Below are 20,292 nucleotides of genomic sequence, written 5' to 3'. Positions count from 1 at the left end.
TCACCCCTTCTGAATTATGTGAGCAGACGCTGTATACTTTCTGCCAGTTTCCCGTCTGTAACGGCAACCGTCACACGACCATCCTTTCCAATGGCACGGCCAAGTTCATAACGGTCTGTCGCCCATACGAACGGCACACCATAAAAAGCACACTTGTCTTGCACTTTTTTTGATGTATTGGCAGAGGCATCGGCCGCAAGCAGCACGAGTTTGGCTTTCCCGTTACGAACGGCTTCAACGACCAGTTCTTCTCCGGTAATGACCTTTCGTGCCCGCATCGCCAATCCCAGCAATTGCGCTGCCTTGGGGATCATTGTCCCATCATCTCCAGCCATTTTTCACGAAACGCATCGTACTGTTCCTGGGTGACAGTCATGTTGAGAGCTCGCTCCAACACCTTTTTCCATTTACCTGATGCAAATGCATCCGGTCTCAGACAGCTTTCCTGGCGGCACACATATGCTCCACGCCCGGCCGCTTTCCCTGTCAGATCAATGATAATCTCTTCTTGGGGTGTACGGACGACGCGCACCAGTTCTTTTTTGGGAAACATTCCTTGACACACGATGCATTTTCGTAAAGGGATTTTCTTTTGTTTCATAGCTATCCTTACTCCGTCCCTTCAAAGCCTTCCTCTGCCTTCGGGTAGTCGATGCCTTCCTGTTCGGCTTGCGATTCACTCTTGATATCGATTTTCCATCCGGTCAACTTGGCAGCGAGTCGGGCGTTTTGACCGCGTTTTCCGATTGCGAGAGACAACTGATAATCGGGGACGATCACACGAGTCACCTTTTCAGCTGCATTTACTTCAACGTGCAGTACTTTAGCCGGGCTCAGTGAATTGGCTACATACTCGGACGGGTCCTCCGACCAACGGACAATATCGATTTTTTCCCCTTTTAATTCGTTGACGATGGTCTGAACGCGCAGGCCTTTTGGACCGACACAGGCACCGACGGGATCGACATCGGGATTGACCGAATGTACAGCGATCTTGGAACGGTCTCCCGCTTCACGGGCAACAGACTTGATCTCAACAACACCGTCGTAGATTTCCGGCACTTCGAGTTCAAACAGGCGTTTCAGCAGCCCTGGATGGGTCCGAGAAACTACGATTTGCGGCCCTTTTGTCGTCTTTTCTACTTTGATAATATATGCTTTGACCCGATCCTGGGACTTCAGATCATCCGTCGGCATTTTTTCCGTAATCGGCATGACCGCTTCGGCTTTGCCCAGATCAATGTAGTAATTGCGCTGGTCCATGCGCTGAACGATACCGGTAACGATATCATCCTCACGCTCGATAAATTCACTGTAGATGAGTCCGCGTTCTGCTTCACGGATTCGTTGGGTAACCACTTGTTTCGCAGTTTGAGCAGCAATGCGGCCAAAATCGCGCGGGGTTACCTCAATTTCGACGATGTCATCCAGGCGGAAATTGGGGTCGATCTCCTGTGCTGCTTCCAGGGAAATCTCCAAGCGGGGATCGAGCACTTCCTCGACAACAGTTTTGCGTGCATACACCCGTACCTGTCCAGAGTGACGGTTTACATCAACCCGTACGTTTTGGGCAGAGTTAAAATTTCGTTTGTATCCTGAAATGAGGGCTGCTTCAATCGCCTCAATCAGTATATCTTTGGAGATTCCCTTTTCTCTCTCAATGGCTTCCAATGCCTCGATAAAATCGGCGTTCATGATTTTCGATGCCTCCTCCTTTACCCACAGAACACAGTATTAAAAGACAATTGCCATACGGGCCGTATCGATTTGGTCCCTTGCAATGACGTATGTTTTTTTAGATTCTTTCACTGTCAGCTTGTCATCCTCAAAGGAAATCAGTTCACCCTCAATCGTGCTTTCGCCATCGATCGGTTCCTTCGTCGTGATATGTACGTGCTTGCCAACAGCTTTGCGAAAATCGCTTTCTTTTCGCAGCGGACGTTCTGCCCCCGGTGAGGATACTTCCAAGAAGTACGCCGACGGGATCGGGTCCACTTCGTCAAGCCGCTGGCTCAGACGCTCGCTGACAAGGCCGCAGTCATCAATATCGATACTTCCTGTTTCATTATCGATGAACACGCGAAGAAACCAGTTGCTGCCTTCCTTTTTGTACTCGATCTCAACCAGTTCCAGACCCAGCTCGTCGAGAATGGGAGTAACCAGGTCGGTGACGATGTCTGTTACCTTGCTCAAGCAAGTACCTCCTTATCAATAATGAAGCATTGAGTTCAGCCAGAAAGAAAGAGTGGGTTTCCCCACTCTCGTTCTGCGCGTGTATAACCAGTATTTCCAAAAAAATTATAGCATAACAGGCCGTTGTTGACAACCGCGGGCGAAGAACCCTTCGTTTCCCTTGTTTGAGAACCTGGATATGTCTATCAAAACAGGGAGAGCTGGTTGGACTCCGGCAGCCCTTGCAGCGCCCCTTGCTCTTCCAGATACTCCAGGACAGTCTTGGAGATACGAGAGCGGGTCAGGAGATCTTCCTTGGACAGAAACTCCCCTTCTTCCCGAGCTTTGACGATTCCGATGGCTGCGTTCGTCCCTAGCCCCGGCATTGCGTTGAACGGCGCAATTAAACTGTTTCCATCGATCAAAAATTTTGTCGCGTCGGATCGATATAAATCGACGTTGGTAAATCGGAAGCCCCGCTCTACCATTTCCAAGGCCATCTCCAAAACGGTGAGCAGCGCCTTTTCTTTTGGCTGCGCTTCATGGCCTTTGGCTTCGATTTCTTCGATCTTTTGCCGAATTGCCGACGCGCCTTTGACCATGAGTGGAATGTCAAAGTCATCCGCACGCACCGTGAAGTACGTGGCGTAGAACTCCAGCGGATAGTGGACCTTGAAATAGGCAATCCGCACTGCCATCATCACATAGGCAGTTGCGTGGGCTTTCGGGAACATGTACTTGATTTTTTGGCAGGATTGTATGTACCAGTCCGGCACATTGTTCTTGCGCATCTCTTCCTGGTCTTCCTCGGGAACACCTTTACCCTTCCGCACGGACTCCATGATTTTAAAAGCACGGGACGGCTCCAGCCCCTTGTAAATCAGATACACCATGATATCGTCACGACAACCAATTACTTCTGGCAGTCGGCAGGTGCCGCTGCGGATCAAATCCTGTGCGTTGTTCAGCCAGACGTCTGTTCCGTGAGAAAGACCGGAGATTTGAACCAGCTCGGCGAAGGTGGTCGGTTTGGTATCCTCCAGCATTTGTCGAACAAACTTCGTACCAAATTCCGGGATGCCCAACGTTCCCATATTGGTACCGATCTGCTCGGGCGTAACCTTGAGCGCCTCTGTCGAACTGAAAATGGACATCGTCTCTTTGTCATCCAGCGGAATCATTTTGGGATCAAGCCCGGTCAGATCCTGCAGCATCCGAATGACTGTCGGATCATCGTGTCCCAGAATGTCGAGCTTCAGCAGATTGTCATGGATGGAGTGGAAGTCAAAATGGGTGGTTCTCCACTCGGATTCATTATCGTCGGCAGGAAACTGAATCGGACAAAAATCTTCAATCTCCATGTAGGAAGGCACGACAATGATACCGCCCGGGTGTTGTCCGGTTGTCCGCTTGACTCCTGTACATCCGTTTACCATTCGTGCGATTTCCGCATTGCGAAGCGTCAAGCCGCGCTCATCGGCGTATTTGCGCACATAGCCGTAGGCTGTTTTTTCAGCAACTGTACCAATGGTTCCCGCACGATAGACATAATCGACACCGAAAAGCTCCTGGGTGTATTTGTGGGCACGAGGCTGGTATTCCCCAGAGAAGTTCAAGTCAATATCAGGGACCTTGTCCCCCTTAAAGCCAAGGAACGTTTCAAACGGGATATCTTGTCCATCCTTGGCCAACGGGTGGCCGCATGACGGGCATTCCTTGTCGGGAAGATCGAACCCGGAGGCAATCGAGCCGTCAGTGATAAATTCGCTGTGCTTGCATTCGGGACAGCGATAATGCGGCGGCAAAGGATTTACTTCCGTAATATCTGACATCGTCGCGACAAACGAGGAGCCTACCGACCCCCGTGAGCCAACGAGATAGCCATCGGTGAGTGATTTCGTCACGAGCCGCTGGGAGATGAGGTAAATAACCCCGAAGCCGTGTTTGATAATACTGGTCAACTCTTTTTCCAATCTGGACTCGACCAGCTCCGGTAGCGGATCTCCGTAAAGCCGGCGGGCTTTGTCATAGCACATCTGCCGCAGCTCATCGTCTGCCCCTTCAATGATCGGCGTGTACAATTTATCGGGGATGGGTGAAACGTCTTCAATACTGTCTGCTAGCTCATTGGGTGCTGTCACGACAATCTGGCGAGCCATCTCCTCTCCGAGAAACGAAAATGCTTCCAGCATCTCATCAGTTGTCATCAGGTAAAGCGGCGGCTGATTGCCGGCGTCATGAGACCCCTGTGAGAGCAGAAACACATCGCGGAAAATGTTGTCCTGCGGATTGAGAAAATGAACGTCTCCTGTTGCCACGACAGGTTTTCCCAGCTCTTGACCGATCTCCACGATCATTTGATGGTACGATTTCATCGTCTCCAGAGAGGGAATCTCCTCGTTTCTCAGCAGAGGAGCGTAGTGTTGGGGAGGCTGCAGCTCCAGATAATCGTAGAAAGAGGCGATTTCTTTCAACTCTTCTCTCGATTTCCCCCGTAAAATGGACTGCATCAGCTCGCCGTCTTTGCAAGCAGTACCGAAAAGCAAGCCTTCCCGATATTTAACCAGCTGGCTTCTCTGGATACGCGGGACTCGGTAAAAGGTCTCCACATGTGATTTGCTTACCAGCTTGTACAGATTTTTCAGCCCTGTCTGGTTTTGTACTAAGATCGTCGCGTGAAACGGACGGCCGCTTTTGTAATCGACTTCTGCATTGCTCCGCTCGTTCAGCTCGGAGAGACGGGTAAGCTGTGCATCGCGAATATCCTTCAGCATGTACTGGAATACATGCGCCAGTGCCACCGTATCGTCCAACGCTCGGTGAGCATTGATCAGTTCAACATTGAAGCGCTTGGCCAAGGTACCCAGGCGGTAATTTCGCATCCCTTTGTACATCATCCGCGCCAGCGGCAGCGTATCCAAAAACGGGTTGTTCCATGGCTCCATGCCGATACGCTTCGCACAAGCGTTAATAAAGTTCTTGTCAAACTCGGCGTTGTGTGCGACCAGAATAGCGTCTCCAGCAAACTCCTTAAATTTGCGCAGCACGATGTCGAGGGTCTCTTTGCCCCGCAGCATTTCATTGGTAATCCCTGTAATTTCTGTCGTTTTCGGCCCAATTTCGATTTGCGGGTCGATCAGCTCGGTCCATTTGTCTACAATCTCCAAGCCCCGCATTTTGACCGCCGCGATCTCGATAATCGTATGCTCTGCCGCGTTCAGACCGGTTGTTTCCGTGTCAAACACAACGTATTCGGTCTGGTCGTTCAGCAAACGGTCCAGCTCCGGGGTCAGATTGTACACAATGTCCACGCCGTCTTCGACTACATACGCTTCCATCCCGAGTATGCATTTGATGTTGTTCTTTTTGGCAATTCCGTACGCCTCCGGGAAAGCCTGCACAACACCGTGATCTGTTACAGCGATTGCCTTATGGCCCCATTTGGCAGCGGTCGAAATCAAGGATTTAACCGAAGCTACGGCATCGAGCGCACTCATCGGGGTATGGCAATGCAGCTCTACCCTTTTTTCAGAAGCAGTGTCCTTGCGAATGACCTGCTCGATCTGATTGATGTCATTGGCCATCATGACCAGATCGCGGAGGAAGGTATCGTGCTGAACACTTCCCCGTACTTTTACCCACATGCCATCCTTGAGGACTTCCAGCATTTTGACGTCTTCTTTGTCTCTCGAGAAGATCTTGACGGTCAGCGAGTCTGTGTAATCGGTGACGTTAAACGTCAACAGATGACGGCCGCTGCGAAGCTCTTTGACCTCTACATTAAATACAGTCCCCTGGATGACAATGCGTCGTTCCTCATCTTGTATCTCGTTAATGGGAATCGGCGCGTCCTTGATCTCGTACCCGATCATCAGCGTGCTAATCGCTTCCGCCTGCTCACTGCCCTTGTTCTCCTTCTCTTGTTGGACCGCACTCATCACGACTTCAACAAGGGCGCGCTCCTCTTCCTCTCGCTGTTCGACAAAAGCTTTGTACGCTTCATCACTTTCTTCTGCCAAAAAGGTAAAGCGAGGGATGCATGTGGTCACCTTTTCGAAGAAAGTCGCCATTTCGCTGTCTGCACGTTTTCGCTTGGCTACCTCCACGGTCATTTCGGTCGGCAGGTAAACCTTTACGTCCTGCTGATCTACTTGCTTGCGAGAAGTACGCAGCGTGACTGCCAAGGAATTGAGGCTCTGTTCCAGGCTTCCGAGGATCACATCCCAGTATTCCTCCACCGCAAACGGCAAAAGGGGCTGCTCCTGATAACGAAAACGTGCGTCCACCGTTGCCAAGTGGGAAAACGTTTGCTTCAACCGCTGTGTGAAGGCCAGATAAACTTCAGCCGGAAGCAATCGCGGAAGCATAAAATGAAAAACCCATTCTTTGTTTTGTCGGTATAGCTCTAGTTTTTCAATACTTGCGCCAAGAAAAAAACGCTCCACCCAATCAGTTGGCAGGTCCATCTGCTTAACCAACAGTGAGAAGCGATGCTTTTGTTCTTCCAACCGATTCACGGTATCTCCCACCTCAATTTTCCCAGCTTTTTCGTAGAGTCTTGCTCTCGTATACGGTTATCAGAATACTTGGTTCCGCCAAGACTTCTGGCTGTGCCTTAATTGCACATATGTCAATAGGAGTTTTATAAATTCCCATTGACCCCAAAATAAAAGAGGCACCCCCTGAAAACCAGGGGAGTACCCCGACTAATTCGACAAAATCTGTGTAAATTCCTGCTTGTAATCAGGAGCGGAACAGCTCGGCACCAGTGCTGTCAACACGGCCTAACAATGCATGAACGAAGGATACCAACTCTTCCAGTTTCACTTCATGCGTTTCTCCTGTACGGCGCACCCGAACTTCGACCAGACCTTCTTCAGCAGCCTTGTCTGAGACCGTGATGCGAAGCGGGAGACCGATCAGATCGGCATCTTTGAATTTCACACCGGCACGCTCTGGTCTGTCGTCGTACAGCACTTCGATCTGGGCAGCTTGCAGGGCCGCAGTGATCTGTTCACTGGCTTCCCGCTGTGCTTCCACTTTTGCGTTGACTGGAATGACGTGTACGTGGAAAGGTGCCACGGAAACGGGCCAGATGATCCCGTTTTCATCGTTATTCTGCTCGATTACGGCAGCCAGTGTCCGGGAAACCCCGATTCCATAGCAGCCCATGATCATCGGCTGACTGCGTCCGTTCTCGTCGAGGAAGGTTGCCCCCATCGCTGTGGAGTATTTCGTTCCCAGCTTGAAGACGTGACCCACTTCTACACCGCGGGCAAACTTGATCACTCCGCCGCCGCGCGGGCACTCGTCGCCTTCCATGATATTGCGCAGGTCTGCAAAGCGGGAAACCGTGAAGTCACGACCTGGCTGAACGTGAAGCAGATGGTAGTCCGTCTCATTGGCCCCGGCAACTCCATCATAAACATCCTGGACAAAGTTGTCTGCCACGATCTCCAGTTTCTCCTGGTCGATGCCGACAGGGCCTACAAAGCCGACAGGAGTACCAATCGCAGCAAGAATCTCCTGCTCGGAAGCCAATCCGACAAAAGCAGCATCAAACAGATTTTTCAGTTTGACTTCGTTGATCTCGTGATCCCCGCGTACCAGCACCATGACCAGCTTCTCATCAATGCGATAGACCAGGCTCTTGATGATGCGACTCGCTTCGATCTGCAGCGCTTGTGTCAATTGTTCGATGGTTTTCACTGCAGGCGTGTGCACCTTCTCCAGCGATGGCACTTCGCTTTGTGGTTTTTCGGCAGGCTTGTACACCACTTCTGCTTTTTCCAGATTGGCTGCATAATCGCCATTTTCCGAATAGGCAATCGTATCTTCACCGATGTCGCACAGAGCCATAAACTCGTAGGTTCCTTTACCACCGATTGCTCCGGCATCCGCTTCGACTGCGCGGAAGTGAAGGCCTACTCTGGTGAAAATGGAGGTATAGGCGTCATACATCGCCTGAAAATTCTTGTCCAGACCTTCTTGGGTAGTATCGAAGGAATACGCATCCTTCATGATGAATTCACGGGAACGGATCAAGCCGAAGCGCGGACGTACCTCATCACGGAATTTCGTCTGAATTTGATACAGATTGATCGGCAGTTTCTTGTAAGAATTGATCTCATCACGAACCAAGCTGGTGATCACTTCTTCGTGGGTCGGACCCAGTGCAAACGGCCGATCATGCCGGTCTTTCAGGCGAACCAATTCCGGACCGTACACATCCCAACGGCCGGTTTGATGCCATAATTCTGCAGGCTGCATGGCAGGCATGAGCAGCTCCTGAGCACCCGCACGATTCATTTCCTCACGAACAATCGCCTGGATTTTATGCAACGTTCGCAGTGCCAGCGGCAGGTAGGTATAAATACCGGACGCCAGCTGGCGCGCCATACCTGCACGGAGCAGCAGTTTATGACTGGCTATTTCCGCATCCGCAGGAACCTCCCGCAGAGTAGGAATCAATATCTGACTTTGCTTTAACACACAAGTGTCCTCCTTCACGATGCAGGGGGTCTAACCGACCTGAGTGGTCTTTTTCTCTTCCACAATTTCATGAATTTCCTTCATCAGTTCCTCGAACAGTTCGGTTTCCTTCACCTTCCGTACAATCTCGCCGTGACGGAAGATCAACCCTTCACCGTTCCCGCCGGCAACCCCTACATCCGCTTCACGAGCCTCTCCCGGTCCGTTTACAGCACATCCCATGACGGCGATTTTCAATGGAGTCTTCAAAGTGGAAACCGCATCCTCCACTTTCGTGGCCAAACCGATCAAATCAATCGCACAGCGTCCGCAAGATGGGCAGGCAATGACGATCGGATCGTTATTGACGATATCGAGACTGCGCAGAATTTGCTTCGCAACTTTAATCTCCTCTACCGGGTCGGCGGTCAGCGAGACACGGATCGTATCGCCAATTCCCATGGACAAAACCGTTCCGATTCCGACAGAAGATTTGATACTTCCGGAAAACTGGGTGCCCGCTTCCGTCACGCCGACGTGAAGCGGATAGTTGCGTTTTTGAGCCATCAAGGAATAGGTTTGGATCATCGTCGGAACATCCGAGGACTTCAGGGAAATCACGATGTTCTCATAGTGAAGCTCTTCGAGAATGTGCACATGATTCATGGCACTTTCTACGATCGCTTCTGGAGATGGATACCCGTATTTTTCAAGCAGCCGCTTTTCTACAGAGCCGGAGTTTACGCCGATGCGAATCGGGACATTCCGTTCCCGGCAAGCTTCTACAACCGCCTTCGTTTTTTCTTTGGAGCCGATGTTCCCCGGGTTGATGCGGATTTTGTCAATTCCGCTTTCCAAAGCGATCAGCGCCAGCTTGTAGTCAAAGTGAATGTCTGCCACGAGCGGTAATGGAGAGCGCTCCTTGATGGCTTTGATCGAACGAGCGGCATCCTCGTTGATCACTGCCAAGCGGACAATTTGGCAACCCACGTCGTGAAGACGCTGAATCTCCGCCAGGGTTGCCTCTACGTCGCGTGTATCAGCAGTCGTCATGGATTGAATGACGACACTTTTTTGTCCTCCAATTTGTACATCTCCCACGAAAACCGGTTTGGTCTCCTCTCGCTTGTACATAGAGCACCATCCTTTATGTTTGTCAAACAGTCTGTGAAGCTTGGTTTTATTCGGTAAACAGCCGCTGCAAATCGTTCCACGTCACAACCAGAATCAGCAGCATCAGCAGTGCAAAACCGAGGAAGTGAACCATCCCTTCCTTGTGGGGGTCGACTGGTCTGCCGCGCAATGCCTCTGCGACCAGAAATGCAAGTCTCCCACCATCTAAAGCAGGCAGGGGAAGCAGGTTAAACAGCCCCAGGTTGATACTGAGTACAGCCGCCCATTTCATCAAAATGGCCAAGCCTTGTTGGGCAAACTCTCCTGTCATCTTGAAGATTCCCACGGGACCGCTCAGATCTTTTAAACCGACCGTTCCGGTAAAGAGCATCCCCAGGCTTTTCAAAATCATCGCGGTGAACTCGTAGGTCTGGTTTGCTCCGTATTGAAGAACTTCACCCGGTGCGTATGTGATGGCATTCGTCACCATGATTTTCCCCACGTTCTTTTCGTTGAACACATGCACCTTGGCCGAGATTTGCTGATTGCCGCGAAGGACGACAAATCCCAGATCCTTATCCGGAGATTTGCCGACGATCTCGACCAGTTCTTTCCATGTGGAAACGGGCTGTCCCTGAATCGAGATTACCTTATCTCCCGCTTGCAGTCCAGCCTTTGCTGCTGGGCCGTTCGGTAGGATGTCCCCCAGGATCGGGCCATTGGACGGAACACCGTAAGCAAGTCCGATGACAATAAACAACACAAAAGCGAGCAAAAAGTTGGCTGCTGGGCCGGCAAAAATAGCCCAAAAACGCTGCATGATCGTCTTGCCTTTGAATTGACGGTTGAGCGGGGCGATTTGCACCTCGTATCCATCTTTCACCAAATGAGCCTGTGGATGAACCGAAAATGTCCGCTGCTCCCCTTCTGTATCAAGTACAATCGACAGGGCTTGTTCCAAATCAAAGCGGACAATCGTACCGGTCACTGCTCCTCTTTCATCACCACTTGGTCCATCCAGCAGGATCCGGGTTACTTTCCCTACTGCATCACGCACCAAGGTTACTTCCATGTGCGGTTTCAGGATATCAAGCTCCGGGTCCTCGCCCGCCATGCGGACCATCCCGCCAATCGGCAAAAGCCGCAGCGTATATTCTGTTTCTCCTCGCTTTACGCTAAATATCTTTGGTCCCATCCCCAGTGCAAACTCCCGACACAAGATGCCGGCCCGTTTTGCCAGGAGAAAATGACCCAGTTCATGCACAAAGACAAGTACACCAAATACGATGACGATCGCGAGAATCGATTCTACTGAATCCAAATTGGGAAAGGGCAAGTGAACAGCCACCTTTCATTCCTTAATTAGCGCAGGTCCCTGTGTAAACAGTTGACAGCTTCCTGGCGCGCCCACTGGTCTGCAAAAAGGATTTCTTCCAGAGAAGGATCACTGATACCCTGATGGGCTTCACATGTCTGGCGAACGATCTGTTCAATTTGTATAAAATCAATCGCTCCTTGCAAAAAGCTGTTAACAGCCACTTCATTTGCTGCATTCAACACCGTAGGGTGAGTGCCTCCTATCCTGCCACAATCATAAGCCAATTGTAACAGAGGATAGCGGTCAAAATCCATCGGTGCAAAGTGAAGAGTACCGCTTTTCACCAGGTCGAGCGGTTCTGTCGCAAGCGGCATTCTCCCCGGATAGCTTAGCGCATACTGGATTGGTACGCGCATATCGGGAGTGCCAAGCTGCGCCATCACTGCTCTGTCTTTATATTCTACCATGGAATGAATGATACTCTCATAATGGAGAACACATTCAATTTTGTCGTACGGAAGATCAAAAAGCCAGTGGGCTTCAATGACCTCAAAGCCTTTGTTCATCATCGTCGCCGAGTCAATCGTAATCTTCGAGCCCATGCTCCAGTTCGGATGATGCAGCGCCTGCTCCAGTGTTACGTGAGCCAGCTCTTCCCTGCTCAAATGACGGAAAGAACCTCCAGAAGCCGTCAGGATGATGCGAGAAACATCTTCTCTTCGGGAGCCTTCCATGCATTGAAAAATCGCAGAGTGCTCACTGTCTACCGGGATGATGGAAACGCCCCGTTCTTTGGCTGCCTTCATCACGATGTGACCTGCGCTGACAAGTGTTTCCTTATTGGCCAGACCGATCGTTTTCCCCGCTTCGATAGCCGCTAACGTCGGTGCAACTCCAACACTGCCGACGACTGCCGTCATGACAAAGTTTGAACTTGGATGCTTCGCTACCTCTTCGAGCCCTTCATTTCCGCAGACGATTTCTACCTGACGTTTCCCCAAACGTTCGCGCAGTTCGTTGGCACCTTGCGTCGTACCAACTGAGACAAGCTCCGGCTGAAACTGCTTAACCTGTTCGGCTAACAGCTCTACATTTGTTCCCCCGGCCAGGGCAACTACACGAAACTCCTCTGGATGCTGGGCTACCACATCGAGTGTACTCTTCCCAACTGATCCGGTAGAACCCAAGAGCGATATTCGTTTCAAGTGTTTCACCCTCTATGTCTTTCTATATGGCGTATCCCACTAGACCATTCCGAGTAAATGCAGAATGGGAAATACAAGAATCATACTGTCAAAACGATCCAGCACCCCTCCGTGGCCCGGAAAGATTCGGCCGGAGTCTTTTACACCAAAATGACGTTTCATCGCCGATTCAACCAAATCGCCGAGCTGCCCCGCAATCCCTGTAACGAGTGCCAGCAGGAGGGCCTGGTCATATGGGATATGGCCAATCCAGGCATTAACCGCCATCACGACCAGAATCGCGACCAGCAGGCCCCCGACAGCACCCTCTATGGTTTTGTTGGGACTGATCGCAGGCCACAGCTTTCGTTTGCCTACCGCTCTGCCCACGAAATAGGCCCCCGAATCGGTCGACCATATTCCCAAGATAACCAGTACAGTAAGCAACAGGCCTGTGTCCGACAAATTGCGCAGGGCAGCCATGTAGGCAAAGCCATAGCTTATGTATAACGCTCCCAGCAAAGTAAGAGCGGCATGTTCAATGTGAAACAGGTTTTTTCGAAAAACCGCGTATAAGAGCAGAAGAAGGGTTACGGGCAGCAACAGATCCGGCATGACAAGTCCAGTCTGGCCCGTGAAGGAGAGAGCTGGCCACATTATACTGATCAAGAGCACGTAGCCCAGTACCCCTGCCACACTCAACGGTTGGATGTTCGCCATCCGCAAAAATTCAAAAAGGCCTATGACGGCCAAAACAAAGACGAGTGAGGAGAACCACGCGCCCCCCAGATAAACCATGAATAAAAAGCCCGCCCCACCAATGAGGCCTGTAATAATCCGCTGCTTCAACTGATTCCACCTCTTGGCTTATACCGCTCCATAGCGACGAGCTCGCCCCTGGTATTCTGCAATTGCTTGATACAAATGTTCCCTGGTAAAATCGGGCCAAAGCACATCGGTAAACCATAATTCCGTGTAGGCCAACTGCCACAACATAAAGTTGCTTAAACGAAGTTCTCCACTGGTGCGAATCAAAAGGTCTGGGTCTGGGATGTCACTCGTGTACAGATGTCGGGAAATCATCTCTTCGTTTAGTTGATCCAGGTCGATCTCACCCGCTTGTATTCGGGTAACTATATCTTTTACAGCAATCGCAATTTCCTTGCGTCCTCCGTAATTCAGCGCAAAGTTCAGTTGCAATCCTGTATTTCCTCTCGTTCGCATCTCTGCTGTTTCCAGAGCCTTGATGGTATGTGCAGGCAGCTCCTCTTTACTGCCTACCATGCGAATTCTCACGTTTCGTTCAACCAATTCTTCCAATTCTGTCGACAAAAATTCCTGCGGCAGCTTCATCAAAAAGTCTACTTCTTCCCGCGGTCGTTTCCAGTTCTCGGTTGAAAAGGCGTACATGGTTAAATACTTGACGCCGATCTCATCAGAAGCTCTGACGATTTCCTTGACGGTTTTCATACCGGAACGGTGGCCAGCGATCCTTGGCAGATTTCGTGCTTTCGCCCATCGCCCGTTCCCGTCCATAATCACCGCAATGTGATTTGGAATCACGCCGTCTTTGTCAAATTCCGCGGTTTGCTCCTGTTTTTCTTTTCGAGCCCACTTGCGCGCGAGATGTTCTAACATAAGTGTTCCCCCGTAATGAGAGATATAGACATTCATCCCCCTCGGCTGAGGGGGATCAAAGCATTAAACTTCCAGAATGTCTTTTTCTTTTTCCTTCACGGTTTTATCGACGTCCGCGATATACTTATCCGTTGTTTTCTGGATTGTCTCTTGGTGGCGGCGAGATTCGTCTTCTGAAATCGTAGCAGCTTTTTCCAGCTTTTTGATTTCATCGTTGGCATCGCGTCGGATGTTCCGGATAGCCACTTTCGTCTCTTCTCCACTCTTGTTTGCCATTTTCACCAGTTCTTTTCTGCGCTCTTCTGTCAGTGGCGGAATCGCGATGCGAATAATCGTTCCGTCATTGGAAGGCGTCAAGCCCAAATCAGACTGTTGAATCGCTCTGTCAATTTCCTTCAGCGACGATTTATCCCAAGGCTGAATTGTCAGCATCCGCGGCTCAGGCACGCTGATATTTGCTAACTGAGAAATCGGGGTTGGCGTTCCATAGTAGTCAACAACGACTTTATCGAGAATAGCTGGATTTGCACGGCCTGCGCGGAGGCTCGAAAGGTCTTTTTTCAACGCTGCGATCGCTTTCCCCATTCGATCTTCCATTTCTTTCAATACGGATTGCGGCATATGTTATTCCCCCTTTACCAGTGTTCCGATTTTTTCACCCATGACCGCTCGGCGAATATTGCCTTCTTCCGAGATATTAAAGACAATCAGTGTAATATCGTTGTCCATGCAAAGACTGGATGCCGTGGAGTCCATCACGCCAAGGCCCTTGCTCAAGACTTCCAGGAACGTCAGCTTGTCGTACTTGACAGCTGTCGTATCGATGCTCGGGTCTGCGGAATAAACACCATCCACTTTATTTTTTGCCATCAGAATAACTTCTGCCTCGATTTCGGCAGCACGCAGGGCAGCAGTCGTGTCGGTAGAGAAGTAAGGGTTCCCCGTACCGGCAGCAAAGATGACCACGCGATTCTTTTCCAGATGGCGGATTGCTCTGCGACGTATGTATGGTTCGGCAACTTGTCTCATCTCGATGGACGTTTGTACTCGAGTCGGGACGTTCACTTTTTCTAATCCATCCTGCAGGGCGAGCGAGTTCATCACGGTTGCCAGCATCCCCATGTAATCGGCTGTTGCTCGATCCATCCCTTTGGAGCTGCCTGAGAGTCCACGCCAGATATTACCACCGCCAACAACAACTGCGACTTGTACTCCCAATTCTACGATTTCCTTGATCTGGTTGGCGACGGAGAAAATCACCTTCGGGTCAATTCCATACCCTAGTTCTCCAGCCAGTGCTTCCCCACTCAACTTTAACACAACCCGTTTATAGGCAGGAAGTGGCATGTGAAACGGCCTCCATTCTTGAAACATTCTCTGTGCTTGATCGGAATCCTTCCAGCTCACTGGCGACTTTTATTCGCGTGGCAGAAGATCTTATTTCTTATAAAATAGGGAACACGCAGGTGTTCCCTATTTTCCAGTTCTTATTGCTTATTAACTTGCGCCATAACTTCTGCTGCAAAGTCTTCTTGCTTTTTCTCAATGCCTTCGCCCACCTGGTAGCGCACGAAGCCTTTGAGCGTTGCGCCAGCTTCTTTCAGCAGAGCGCCAACTTTTTTGTCTGGGTCTTTTACGAATGGTTGTTCCACCATCACGTATTCTTCGAAATACTTGGAAAGACGGCCTTCGACCATTTTTTCCACGATGTTTGCAGGTTTGCCCTCTGCCAGTGCTTGGTTTTTCAGAACCTCACGCTCGCGCTCGATCTCATCTGCAGATACTTCTTCACGGTTTGCAAAACGCGGGTTGGAAGCAGCAGCGTGCATGCCCAGGTCTTTTGCCAGGGATTCATCTGTCGTACCCTCAAGCGCAACCAGAACACCAATGCGTCCACCCATGTGCAGGTAAGTACCGAATGCGCCGTTGTCGGATTTATCGAGGATGGCAAAACGGCGCAGGGAGATGTTTTCCCCGATTGTCGCGATTTTTTCGCTGATGACATGTCCAAGTGTTTCGCCTTGGCCTTTGAAAGGCTGTTCCAACGCTTCTTCTACACTTGCAGGACGTTGGGTTACCACGTGCTCAGCAACGTCTTTCACCAGCTCTTGGAACTCAGGGTTTTTGCCCACGAAGTCTGTTTCGCAGTTAACTTCTACGATCGCTGCACTGTTTCCGCTAGTTGCATAAGCAGTCAAGCCTTCTGCTGCGATACGTCCTGCTTTTTTAGCCGCTTTCGCGATTCCGCGCTCACGGAGCAGGTCAATTGCTTTTTCCAAATCACCGTTCGTTTCTTCAAGAGCGCGTTTGCAGTCCATCATCCCTGCGCCTGTACGTTCACGCAGTTCTTTTACTGCTTGTGCACTGATTGCCATATCATTGACCTCCTTGATTATATCCAATCTAAGTATAGGTGATAAAAAAGGTGGACGGGGTTCTGAAACCCTCAGTCCACCCTCTTACACATGCTTACGCAGTTGTTGTAGCTTGCTCTCCGCCTTGGTTTCCTTCAGTCAGAGCATCAGCCATTTTCGAAGTGAGCAATTTGACAGCGCGGATCGCGTCGTCGTTACCAGGGATTACGTAATCGATCTCATCTGGGTCGCAGTTAGTATCTACAATCGCTACGATTGGGATACCCAGCTTGCGAGCTTCTGCTACAGCGATGCGCTCTTTGCGCGGATCGATGACGAACAGAGCGTCTGGCAGTTCGTCCATATGAGCGATACCGCCCAGGAATTTTTCCAAACGTTCTTTTTCTTTGCGAAGAACGATAACTTCTTTCTTCGGCAGAACAGCGAAAGTGCCGTCTTCTTCCATACGGTTCAGCTCAGCAAGACGAGCTGTACGTTTTTTAATGGTAGTGAAGTTTGTCAGGGTACCACCCAACCAGCGTTGGTTGATGTAGTAGTGACCTGTACGTTCTGCTTCTTCTTTTACGGATTCTTGTGCTTGTTTTTTCGTACCAACGAAGAGCACTTTTCCGCCGTTTTGAGCCAGTTCACGTACAAAGTTGTACGCTTCCTCAACTTTTTTCACGGTTTTTTGCAGGTCGATAATGTAGATTCCGTTACGTTCGGTGAAGATATAGCGTGCCATTTTCGGGTTCCAGCGACGAGTTTGGTGACCGAAGTGAACACCAGCCTCGAGAAGCTGTTTCATCGAAATAACTGCCATATTTCACACCTCCTCATGAAATGGTTTTTTTGTGCTTACCTCCGCCTCACCGCATTTTCCTGACAAAACTGCCAGTCCTGGCAGCACCCTTGCAGGAATTGGTGGACGTGCGAATTCAACACCGTTAATCAATATATCATATGCCCTATATGATTGCAAGAAACGAATCCCATTTCCCGCCCAAAAAGTAACGCCTCATTTTTTAGGAGGCGTTGCGATGATTTTCACGATCTCTTCTTCACTGGCTCCCAAAGGAATCTGATAGGTACCGACCCGAATCCGGTCCAGTTTGTCTTGCGCCCTGAGGGTGTCCACAAAGCGGTTGTCCGCGTTCAATATGCCGGACTCAACCAATGTGCGGGCTACTCCTTCCGCAGTGGCCTTGTATGGAATCGTGATTGATTTTGTTTCCTTTGCCGTCTCTTGTTGAATACTTACAGGGGCTGCCGGTGTCTCCATGACTGAAGAAGCAGGCCCGCTTGATTGGGGAGCAGCCGGTTCATTAGCCTGAGAAAGCTCAGGCTGACTGGGCTTGGACGGCGGGCTTGATGCTTTCACCACTGAATCGCCAGTTGATGGTGCTTTTGGTGTTGCTGTTTTTGGAACTTCAGGCGGCGGGGACGAGGGTACCGCCGGTTGCTTAGGCGGCTCAGCTATTGGTAGAGAGAGCTTTTTCTCCTGCTTCAGCTGATCGAACTCCTCTTTTGAGAGAACGACCAACTGGCTCTGTTCCGCCAATTTTTCGATCTGCTCTCTGGTGAGTGTCTGTGATTCTGCTTCCGTAGGTCCGCCCAGTTGAGACAGCGCTCCCAGAATGGACGTCGCCACCAGCAGACCAGCGCCAAATCCAAAGAGAATTTCAGTCTTTTTCATTGGCATCCCCCCGTTCACGAGGGATAGCTAAAGATAGAATCAGGTCAATTTCTCCTCTGCCTGCCCCTATTCTTTTCGCGATGTCGTCAGGTCCGAGCCCATCATGCTGCAATTCAAAAACACGGCGATACCGCTCCCTCATCGCCAGTACATCACCAGTAGCATCCTCCTGCACTGGCGGCTGGGCGCTTGCCTTTTCTGCCTGACTCCCCTCACGCAATGCGCGCAATTCCTTTTCCGCTTCATCCAACCTCGCCTGAGTTTCGGACAGCTCCATCCTAAGCTGGGCATGGACTCTCCGTGCCTCTTCCTGCTCTGCCTTTTTCTCCTGCTTGATTTGTCCGACAAAGCGCTGCAGGGTTTTCTCGATCTCATCCATGCCGAGCTGCGGCGCTGTATGTTCTTCTTTGCGGGAGCGTGCCAACGAGAACAGCAGCGCCAGTAAAATGGAAACGACGCCTACGCCGATCAAACTATAGTAAACCCCATTCATGATCGCTATTTAAGCTCCCCTCATTATCTTTGTCTTCATGTTGTTTGCTTACAGGGAGATATCGATGAAGCGCCCACGCAGAGGATCACGCATAGCTACCTCCATCGATGAAGCGCCCCCCTCCGAAGATTCCGTTTCTCCTTCGGATGATTGGCCGGAAGAAAATTCTTTTCCCCCCTGCTGTTCTTGCCGCCGTTTGTCTCGAAGGCGGTTCTTCTCGGTTTCATTGACGTCCGCTGCACGCTGGCTCTTTTGTTGGTCCGTCATCTTCTGTTCCTGTTGCAGGAGCTGCTGTTCGTTGTTCAAACGGTGCTGGTATTGTTCCTGCAGTCGACCGACCTCCGCAGTCCGCGGCACCGCCACTTGCAATTCAACCGTTTTGAGACTCAACTTGACTTCAGCTCCTTTTTACTGCTCCCCACTGTCTAAATCAGAGTAGAGGTCGTAATCTCTCCATTAATGACAAGGAATCGAGTGCGAGGAAACTCTTGTTTGATAAATCTGACGAGTTTGCCAAAAACCATCTTAATGCCGGGATACATCATGTAATACACATCAACAGCAGCAGGTGATTCGCCTTCCAGCTCTGTCTCCACTTCTTTTTTGCGGGCTTCCAGCTGTTTCCCTTCCTTTTCCAGGATCAGCCGGGTATTGGCCAATTTGATCTGCATGGCCTTCTTGTCAGGAGCCAGGTCTCCAGTCACTTTCAGCATTTGGCCAAGTACGCCCAGCCCCTGATCGGTTTTCCGCAAATTTTCATAGACGGTCTGCAGCTCTTTGTTTATCGCAGCCAGTTCCAATCTCAGCTCCGGTTTGACCCCTACTTCCAATACAGTAGGGGTCGCACTCGTATTGCCAATGACACGAGCCACAATTTTTTCCCCCGCTTGGAGGGTCCCGCCGATAATAATCCCTTTCGGCCCATTACAGATGATCTGCTTGCCTGCGCGTACTTGGGAAAACATGATGCTTTGGGACACCAACACCTGATTACCTGCGGTTACGTTGCCATTTTGGATAAACGACGTCCTTACATCGTTTCCCGCTACGACTTGACCCTTGTCCTGGGCGACGATTCCACTTTTGATTTCGATGGAACCGCCCGCTTCCAGATCCGCCCCTTCTACGCTTCCCAGAACTCGTATATCTCCCGATGCTTTTACTCGAAATCCTGTCGGTACGTTACCGCGAATGACCACTGTTCCCACAAAATCGATATTCCCAATGCTGAAATCAACATCTCCGTTGACCTCAAACACAGGGAATACATTGACCTTATCTTTATCTGTAAAGGATACCTGGCCATCAATCGCGGCGTACAGCATCGATCGCTCTGCATTCACCACGACATTTTTGCCAGGTTTCAAGACGGCCTCCTTCCCAGGCAAGGGAACGATGGGCTCTCCGGTAACAGATTTACCCGCCTGTCCGGGAGTGGCAGGTGTACGGCGTGCCAGCAACTGTCCTTTGGCTACGTTGGGAATGCTAGTAATCGAATAAAAGTCAACTCGGCCATCCTCCAGCTCCTTTGGCCGCTTGTCATCCTGGTTCAATTTCATAAAGGTGTACTCGATTTTACCGTCCGTTCCCGCTACGGATGGGGACCCTACTGCAACCGTTACAGGACCTGCCGTAAATTTGGACGGATTCGTACAAAGGTCATGCACTACTTGTTCCAGAATCCCATGGGTGATCTTACTCTTCCTCAATATTTCCCGTACTTCAGACTCATTGATCTGAATATTGGTTCCCTGTTCCTGGTCGGTAATCACCAACATGATACCGGCTTCCAGCTTGTCCTGAGAGATTTTGACTTCCAGCTTGTAGTTTCCTATACCTTCCATCTTTCTACC

Annotated in this window: 19 protein-coding genes; all 19 read right to left on the bottom strand. The window is 50.5% G+C overall.

The window, feature by feature from the left end; translation table 11 throughout:
* Positions 1–14: 14 nt before the first annotated feature.
* On the bottom strand, positions 15–314 hold the full coding sequence (locus NDK47_RS12105) for a YlxQ family RNA-binding protein (protein WP_251875174.1): 300 nt from the start codon (positions 312–314) through the stop codon (positions 15–17).
* Positions 311–601 (bottom strand): RNase P modulator RnpM, encoded by a 291-nt coding sequence (gene rnpM / locus NDK47_RS12100; protein WP_251875172.1) that lies wholly within the window; start codon positions 599–601, stop codon positions 311–313. Before rnpM ends, NDK47_RS12105 begins: the two co-directional genes overlap by 4 nt.
* A gap of 8 nt (positions 602–609) precedes the next feature.
* The gene (gene nusA / locus NDK47_RS12095) at positions 610–1,695 is read right to left on the bottom strand and encodes a transcription termination factor NusA (RefSeq protein WP_251875170.1); all 1,086 of its coding nucleotides are present in this window, start codon (positions 1,693–1,695) and stop codon (positions 610–612) included.
* A 39-nt stretch (positions 1,696–1,734) separates the two neighbouring features.
* On the bottom strand, positions 1,735–2,193 hold the full coding sequence (gene rimP, locus NDK47_RS12090; RefSeq protein ID WP_251875168.1) for a ribosome maturation factor RimP: 459 nt from the start codon (positions 2,191–2,193) through the stop codon (positions 1,735–1,737).
* A 185-nt stretch (positions 2,194–2,378) separates the two neighbouring features.
* Positions 2,379–6,689, bottom strand: coding sequence for a PolC-type DNA polymerase III (locus tag NDK47_RS12085; protein ID WP_251875166.1), 4,311 nt, complete (start codon positions 6,687–6,689; stop codon positions 2,379–2,381).
* Between the two features lie 226 nt (positions 6,690–6,915).
* The gene (locus NDK47_RS12080) at positions 6,916–8,664 is read right to left on the bottom strand and encodes a proline--tRNA ligase (protein WP_251875164.1); all 1,749 of its coding nucleotides are present in this window, start codon (positions 8,662–8,664) and stop codon (positions 6,916–6,918) included.
* A 30-nt stretch (positions 8,665–8,694) separates the two neighbouring features.
* A complete protein-coding gene (ispG, locus tag NDK47_RS12075; RefSeq protein WP_251875162.1) occupies positions 8,695–9,777 on the bottom strand; it encodes a flavodoxin-dependent (E)-4-hydroxy-3-methylbut-2-enyl-diphosphate synthase in 1,083 nt (360 codons plus the stop codon).
* A gap of 46 nt (positions 9,778–9,823) precedes the next feature.
* On the bottom strand, positions 9,824–11,092 hold the full coding sequence (gene rseP, locus NDK47_RS12070) for an RIP metalloprotease RseP (protein WP_251875160.1): 1,269 nt from the start codon (positions 11,090–11,092) through the stop codon (positions 9,824–9,826).
* Between the two features lie 26 nt (positions 11,093–11,118).
* Positions 11,119–12,279, bottom strand: a complete 1,161-nt coding sequence (locus tag NDK47_RS12065) for a 1-deoxy-D-xylulose-5-phosphate reductoisomerase (protein WP_251875117.1) — start codon at positions 12,277–12,279, stop codon at positions 11,119–11,121.
* 39 nt (positions 12,280–12,318) lie between these two features.
* Positions 12,319–13,107 carry a phosphatidate cytidylyltransferase gene (locus NDK47_RS12060; protein ID WP_251875115.1) on the bottom strand — a complete coding sequence of 263 codons (789 nt, stop codon included), beginning with the start codon at positions 13,105–13,107 and terminating at the stop codon, positions 12,319–12,321.
* An 18-nt stretch (positions 13,108–13,125) separates the two neighbouring features.
* Positions 13,126–13,896 carry an undecaprenyl pyrophosphate synthase gene (locus NDK47_RS12055; protein WP_251875114.1) on the bottom strand — a complete coding sequence of 257 codons (771 nt, stop codon included), beginning with the start codon at positions 13,894–13,896 and terminating at the stop codon, positions 13,126–13,128.
* Between the two features lie 63 nt (positions 13,897–13,959).
* Positions 13,960–14,517 (bottom strand): ribosome recycling factor, encoded by a 558-nt coding sequence (gene frr, locus NDK47_RS12050; RefSeq protein ID WP_251875112.1) that lies wholly within the window; start codon positions 14,515–14,517, stop codon positions 13,960–13,962.
* Positions 14,518–14,520: 3 nt separating this feature from the next.
* Complete coding sequence (gene pyrH, locus NDK47_RS12045; protein ID WP_251875110.1) at positions 14,521–15,243, bottom strand: UMP kinase; 723 nt, start codon at positions 15,241–15,243, stop codon at positions 14,521–14,523.
* A 140-nt stretch (positions 15,244–15,383) separates the two neighbouring features.
* The gene (tsf, locus tag NDK47_RS12040) at positions 15,384–16,271 is read right to left on the bottom strand and encodes a translation elongation factor Ts (protein WP_251875108.1); all 888 of its coding nucleotides are present in this window, start codon (positions 16,269–16,271) and stop codon (positions 15,384–15,386) included.
* Between the two features lie 94 nt (positions 16,272–16,365).
* Entirely contained in the window at positions 16,366–17,073 is a 708-nt protein-coding gene (rpsB, locus tag NDK47_RS12035) for a 30S ribosomal protein S2 (protein WP_251875106.1), read from the bottom strand.
* Between the two features lie 195 nt (positions 17,074–17,268).
* On the bottom strand, positions 17,269–17,946 hold the full coding sequence (locus NDK47_RS12030) for a DNA polymerase III subunit gamma/tau (RefSeq protein ID WP_251875104.1): 678 nt from the start codon (positions 17,944–17,946) through the stop codon (positions 17,269–17,271).
* Positions 17,933–18,439 (bottom strand): DUF6115 domain-containing protein, encoded by a 507-nt coding sequence (locus NDK47_RS12025; RefSeq protein WP_251875102.1) that lies wholly within the window; start codon positions 18,437–18,439, stop codon positions 17,933–17,935. Before NDK47_RS12025 ends, NDK47_RS12030 begins: the two co-directional genes overlap by 14 nt.
* Positions 18,440–18,487: 48 nt before the next feature.
* Positions 18,488–18,829 (bottom strand): hypothetical protein, encoded by a 342-nt coding sequence (locus tag NDK47_RS12020; RefSeq protein WP_251875100.1) that lies wholly within the window; start codon positions 18,827–18,829, stop codon positions 18,488–18,490.
* 35 nt (positions 18,830–18,864) lie between these two features.
* Entirely contained in the window at positions 18,865–20,283 is a 1,419-nt protein-coding gene (locus NDK47_RS12015; RefSeq protein WP_251875098.1) for a flagellar assembly protein A, read from the bottom strand.
* Positions 20,284–20,292: the final 9 nt, after the last annotated feature.

It is taken from the genome of Brevibacillus ruminantium (assembly GCF_023746555.1).
Classification (GTDB): domain Bacteria; phylum Bacillota; class Bacilli; order Brevibacillales; family Brevibacillaceae; genus Brevibacillus; species Brevibacillus ruminantium.
Note: the sequence above shows the minus strand (reverse complement) of the source record. Positions and strands in the feature narration are given on the sequence as shown.

What these genes read in the sequence shown, in the direction of transcription:
- NDK47_RS12105 (WP_251875174.1), bottom strand. Translation starts at nt 314, where the DNA reads ATGATCCCCAAGGCAGCGCAATTGCTGGGATTGGCGATGCGGGCACGA.
- rnpM (WP_251875172.1), bottom strand. Translation starts at nt 601, where the DNA reads ATGAAACAAAAGAAAATCCCTTTACGAAAATGCATCGTGTGTCAAGGA.
- nusA (WP_251875170.1), bottom strand. Translation starts at nt 1,695, where the DNA reads ATGAACGCCGATTTTATCGAGGCATTGGAAGCCATTGAGAGAGAAAAG.
- ispG (WP_251875162.1), bottom strand. Translation starts at nt 9,777, where the DNA reads ATGTACAAGCGAGAGGAGACCAAACCGGTTTTCGTGGGAGATGTACAA.
- NDK47_RS12055 (WP_251875114.1), bottom strand. Translation starts at nt 13,896, where the DNA reads ATGTTAGAACATCTCGCGCGCAAGTGGGCTCGAAAAGAAAAACAGGAG.
- frr (WP_251875112.1), bottom strand. Translation starts at nt 14,517, where the DNA reads ATGCCGCAATCCGTATTGAAAGAAATGGAAGATCGAATGGGGAAAGCG.
- pyrH (WP_251875110.1), bottom strand. Translation starts at nt 15,243, where the DNA reads ATGCCACTTCCTGCCTATAAACGGGTTGTGTTAAAGTTGAGTGGGGAA.
- tsf (WP_251875108.1), bottom strand. Translation starts at nt 16,271, where the DNA reads ATGGCAATCAGTGCACAAGCAGTAAAAGAACTGCGTGAACGTACAGGC.
- rpsB (WP_251875106.1), bottom strand. Translation starts at nt 17,073, where the DNA reads ATGGCAGTTATTTCGATGAAACAGCTTCTCGAGGCTGGTGTTCACTTC.
- NDK47_RS12030 (WP_251875104.1), bottom strand. Translation starts at nt 17,946, where the DNA reads ATGAAAAAGACTGAAATTCTCTTTGGATTTGGCGCTGGTCTGCTGGTG.
- NDK47_RS12025 (WP_251875102.1), bottom strand. Translation starts at nt 18,439, where the DNA reads ATGAATGGGGTTTACTATAGTTTGATCGGCGTAGGCGTCGTTTCCATT.
- NDK47_RS12015 (WP_251875098.1), bottom strand. Translation starts at nt 20,283, where the DNA reads ATGGAAGGTATAGGAAACTACAAGCTGGAAGTCAAAATCTCTCAGGAC.